This is a genomic window from Pseudorhodoplanes sp., from assembly GCF_050250235.1.
In the GTDB taxonomy this organism is placed as follows: domain Bacteria; phylum Pseudomonadota; class Alphaproteobacteria; order Rhizobiales; family Xanthobacteraceae; genus Pseudorhodoplanes.
On record NZ_JBFWPA010000262.1, the window covers coordinates 1 to 4,688 of the forward strand.

Genomic DNA, 4,688 nt, shown 5'->3' on the forward strand with positions numbered 1-4,688 from the left:
TTCGGAGCTTCGGCCATGACCATCATGCCGCCCGCCCTCGCGCGCCGGACATTGATCGGGGCCGCATTTGCAACCGCCGCCCTGCTATGACTGGCTTACAGCCAGCGAGAGATCAACTTAGCCAGCCAGGAACCACCGACATGCGGTTGTTGGACAGCTCGCTCGGATAAAATGTGCAGGAGGGGCCATACCCCTCCTGCCGGATGTATGATGTATCAGGGAGTTGCCGCGGCCCCACCACGCGGCTCGGACATCAGGCCGCGCACCAATGCGTAGCAGCCGAGCAGCAGAACGATCGTGAACGGAAGGCCTGTGGAGACCGCCGCCGCCTGTAGCGCGGCGAGGCCGCCGCCCAGTAGCAGGGCGATCGCGACCAGCCCCTCGAACGTCGCCCAGAAGACGCGCTGCGCCACCGGCGCGTCGACCTTTCCGCCGGCGGTGATGGTGTCGATCACCAGTGAGCCTGAGTCGGACGAGGTGCAGAAGAAGACAATCACCAGAATGATGCCGACGAGCGAGGTGATCGTGGTCAGCGGCAGATGCGAGAGGGTGGCGAAGAGCTTGAGCTCGAGCGCCGCATCCGTGATGTCGCTGAAGCCTTCGCCGACGAGGCTGATGGCCGTCCCGCCGAAGCTCGTCATCCAGAGCACCGAGACGAGCGAGGGAACCAGCAGCACCGCGATCATGAACTGACGCACAGTGCGGCCGCGGCTGACGCGGGCGATGAACATGCCGACGAAAGGCGACCACGAGATCCACCACGCCCAATAGAAGGCCGTCCATCCTTGTCGGAAATTGTCGTCCTCGCGCCCGAACGGGTTGGACAGCGCCGGCAGGTGTTCGACATAGGCGCCGAGGTTCAGGAAGAAGCCTGAGATGATCGTCAGAGTTGGGCCGGCGAGGATGACGAACAGCAGCAACAGTGCCGCCAGCACCATGTTGATCTCCGAAAGCCGGCGGACACCGGCATCGAGTCCGGCCACGACCGAGAGCGTCGCGACCGCCGTGATGCCGATGATCAGCAGCACCTTCGACGTATCCGTGTCAGGCATGTCGAACAGGAAGGTTAGCCCCGCATTCGCCTGCTGCGCACCGAGCCCGAGCGACGTGGCGAGCCCGAACAGCGTGGCGAAGACCGCCAGGATATCGATGACGTGGCCCGGCCAACCCCAGATGCGCTCGCCGAAGATCGGGTAGAAGATCGACCGCATCGTCAGCGGCAACCCCTTGTTGTAGGTGAAGAGCGCAAGCCCGAGAGCGACGACACCATAGATCGCCCAGGGATGCAGTCCCCAATGGAAGATGGTTGCCGCCATCGCGAGGCGTCGCGCTCCCTCGGCGTCGCCCGCGGCGCCGCCAAGCGGCGCCCAATCGGTGCGCGCACCGCCCTCGGCGGTTACGCCGCCGAACGCCGCGTCGTAATGCCCGATCGGCTCGGCCACGCCGTAGAACATGAGCCCGATGCCCATGCCGGCGGCAAACAGCATCGAGAACCATGCAGAATAGGTGAAATCGGGCGTCGCGTCGCGCCCGCCGATGCGGATCGAGCCCCACGGCAGCACGATCACCGCCAGGCAGACCAGGACGAAAATGTTGCCGGAGATCAGGAAGAACCAATCGAGATTGGCGGTAAGCCAGTCGCGAAGGGCTGTGAAGAAGGCATCCGCCTCGTTCTGCAGCGCCAGCGTGATGATGACGAAGGCGACGATTACCAACCCCGAGATCGCGAAGACAGGGTTGTGGACGTCGAAGGACAGGGCCCCCATCCCCCTGCGAACGTTGTCCTGACCGACCTCGTAGTCGGTTTCGATGACATTTGTCGGTCCCTCAGGATCCGGAATCCCCGTCGATTGAGTGTCGGTCATGGCGTTCTCCCCTTCACTTGAAATCGGCTGCCCCTTCGATTCCCCACCTCAGCCTATCACAGGAACGGAGATATCGGTGCAACGGCAGAAGATCCCCGCCTGACGTTGGAGGCGATACAATCACCATCGGCCATCCCCGCTCGGCGCGCCCTGCATGGCATCGTGCGCCCGCGATGCGGCGGCTGGAAGCAATTCGCGTACGATATGCGTTTAGGTTCGAAGCGAGCCCGTTCGATCTCCTGGCTTGTGATCGTTGATCGCTTCACGCGATCACCTCCACGGCCAACGGGTTGCATCAGCGGATACGAATCCCTATAGTCCCAGTACATCCCTTGCCCTGTCGGCTGCGCTCGTAATTCATTGCGAGATGTGGAGCTTTTGCTCGAATTCTGCTGTCGGCATATTTTTTCCGATACTATAGATTTCGGATACCTCTATCGAAAGTAGACATGCCAGTTAAAGTATCAGCCAAAAACGTTTTCAAGATATTCGGAATTGAACCCCACCGCGGACTTGATTTGCTCAAGAAGGGGCGCTCGAAGGAAGCCATTTTCGAGGAAACCGGGCATACTGTCGGCGTCCAGGACGCCAGCTTCGATGTCGAAGAAGGGCAGATCTTCGTAGTCATGGGACTTTCCGGATCGGGGAAGTCGACTCTTGTCCGGATGATCAACGGCCTCATCGAGCCGAGCGCTGGGCAAATCATCATCGACGGCGACGATGTTGCGAATTGTTCGGCGGCGCGTCTTCGCGACATCCGCCGCAACAAGGTTTCAATGGTCTTCCAGCATTTCGCGCTGTTTCCGCACAAGACCGTCGCAGAAAACGTGTCGTTCGGGCTGAAGATCAAGGGCGTGCCCGCAGAGGAGCGGCGCAGACGCGCCTTAGAATCGCTCGCCCAGGTCGGCCTGGAGTCTCGTGCCGACAGCTACCCCGATGAATTGTCCGGCGGCATGCAGCAGCGGGTCGGCCTGGCCCGCGGACTTGCCACGGAGCCGGAAATCCTTCTCATGGATGAACCTTTCAGCGCCCTGGACCCTCTCATCCGGCGCGATATGCAAGAAGAACTGCTTGAACTGCAGCGGACGCTGAAGAAGACGATCATCTTCATCACCCATGATCTCAATGAGGCGCTCATCCTCGGCAACCAGATCGCGATCATGCGCAACGGGCGTTTCGTGCAAACTGGAACGGCGGAAGAGATTGTCGCCAATCCTGCCGACGACTACGTCGCCGCCTTTACCCAGGACATCGACCGTTCGCGCGTCTTCACCGCGGGCAGTGTCGCAGGACCTGCCGACGCGGTGCAATTATCAACAGACACCGCCAAGAGCGCCATCGAGCGCATGGAGGCGGCCGGAAGCGATGCGATCTACGTCCTCGACGGCGAGCGCATTGCGGGCGCAGTCACCTACCGGAACCTGACGGCATTGATGCGCGACAATGGTGGTGCACTGGCAAGTGCGTTGATCACCGATTTTCCATCGGCAAGGCGCAGCACGCCGCTCTTTGAATTGTATCCCCTGGCACAATTCGGACTGCCTATCGCCGTCACGAACCGGAAGGGTCGCCTGGACGGCGTCATCGCGCCGCAGGCCGTGTTCGCAAAACTCGCTGGCGAAGCCGCCGCGGCCTGAGCCTTCTTTTCGCGCCGGACCGACAAATCGGCCGGGGAACGCCCCGGCGAAGGAGACATCCATGGTCAGCCCATCTGACTTCCTCACAATACCGCTGGACGACTGGGTCAACTTCTTTGTGAAGGATTGGCTGGTGCCGAATTTCCGACCTGCGTTCCGGGCCATGCAGTGGCCGATCACGCAGGTGCTGAACGCGCTGGACGGCGTGCTTAACGCGATCCCTATGGTCCTGTTCACCGTCGGGTTTTCCGTGATCGCCTGGCGAACTGCCGGACGAGGCGTAGCCATTTTCACGCTGGTCGCACTGGTATTCATCGACATGATCGGGCTTTGGCCGGAAACCATGACGACGCTGTCTATGGTCGTTACGGCGGTATTCTTCTGCACCGTGATCGGCATTCCGTTGGGCATAACCGCCGCTGCCAGCGACCGGTTCCAGTCGATGCTTCGCCCCGTGCTCGACATCATGCAGACAATCCCGTCCTTCGTCTATCTAGTGCCAATCGTGATGCTTTTCGGGGTCGGCATGGTGCCGGGCATCATTGCGACGATCATCTTCGCGCTGCCTCCGGTCATTCGCTTGACCAATCTGGGCATCCGCAACGTCCGCGGCGATCTCGTGGAGGCTGCGACCGCTTTCGGCGCGACGGCATGGCAGACCTTGTGGGAGGTCCAATTCCCGCTGGCGCTGCGCACAGTGATGGCTGGCTTGAACCAGACCCTGATGCTGGCGCTGTCGATGGTCGTCATTGCGGCGCTGATCGGGGCCGGGGGGCTCGGCCTCACGGTCTACACAGGTCTTGGCCGCCTCGATGTTGGCAATGCCACCGCCGGCGGCATCGGCATCGTGCTGCTGGCCATCATGCTCGACCGAATCACCCAGGGGCTGGGCGAGAAGCGCTCCGTCCGCACCGTGTCCCTGGCGGCGACATTGAAATCACTTTTTTCGCCGAGGGCATACGCTCCCGGCGAAACCGAACGGGCAAGCTGACGCTTGTCGCGGCCGCCCTCCCGGGCGGTCCCCGTATCCTGCAAAAGCGCAGGCAACATCACATGAATAAGGAGACTTCCCAATGAAGAGATCACATCTCTCGCAATTCCTGATGGTCGGCGTGTCGGCCGCAGCCCTTTGGGCGGCACCGGTTTCTCTCGCCACGGCGCAGGAAATGCCGGGCGAAGGAGCCAC

The 4,688-nt window shown here is 61.6% G+C and carries 3 protein-coding genes; 2 read left to right on the top strand and 1 reads right to left on the bottom strand.

The window, feature by feature from the left end; genetic code table 11:
- Positions 1 to 215: 215 nt before the first annotated feature.
- Positions 216 to 1,865, bottom strand: coding sequence for a BCCT family transporter (locus AB7F49_RS38205; protein ID WP_428532872.1), 1,650 nt, complete (start codon positions 1,863 to 1,865; stop codon positions 216 to 218).
- A 449-nt stretch (positions 1,866 to 2,314) separates the two neighbouring features.
- Here AB7F49_RS38205 and AB7F49_RS38210 point away from each other — a divergent pair, with 449 nt between their 5' ends.
- Both AB7F49_RS38210 and AB7F49_RS38215 read left to right on the top strand, forming a co-directional pair.
- A complete protein-coding gene (locus AB7F49_RS38210; protein WP_428532875.1) occupies positions 2,315 to 3,502 on the top strand; it encodes a quaternary amine ABC transporter ATP-binding protein in 1,188 nt (395 codons plus the stop codon).
- Between the two features lie 61 nt (positions 3,503 to 3,563).
- Positions 3,564 to 4,493 (top strand): ABC transporter permease, encoded by a 930-nt coding sequence (locus tag AB7F49_RS38215; protein WP_428532878.1) that lies wholly within the window; start codon positions 3,564 to 3,566, stop codon positions 4,491 to 4,493.
- Positions 4,494 to 4,688: the final 195 nt, after the last annotated feature.

Excerpts from the sequence above, each read along its gene's own strand:
- AB7F49_RS38205 (WP_428532872.1), bottom strand. The coding sequence starts at position 1,865 with ATGACCGACACTCAATCGACGGGGATTCCGGATCCTGAGGGACCGACA.
- AB7F49_RS38210 (WP_428532875.1), top strand. The coding sequence starts at position 2,315 with ATGCCAGTTAAAGTATCAGCCAAAAACGTTTTCAAGATATTCGGAATT.
- AB7F49_RS38215 (WP_428532878.1), top strand. The coding sequence starts at position 3,564 with ATGGTCAGCCCATCTGACTTCCTCACAATACCGCTGGACGACTGGGTC.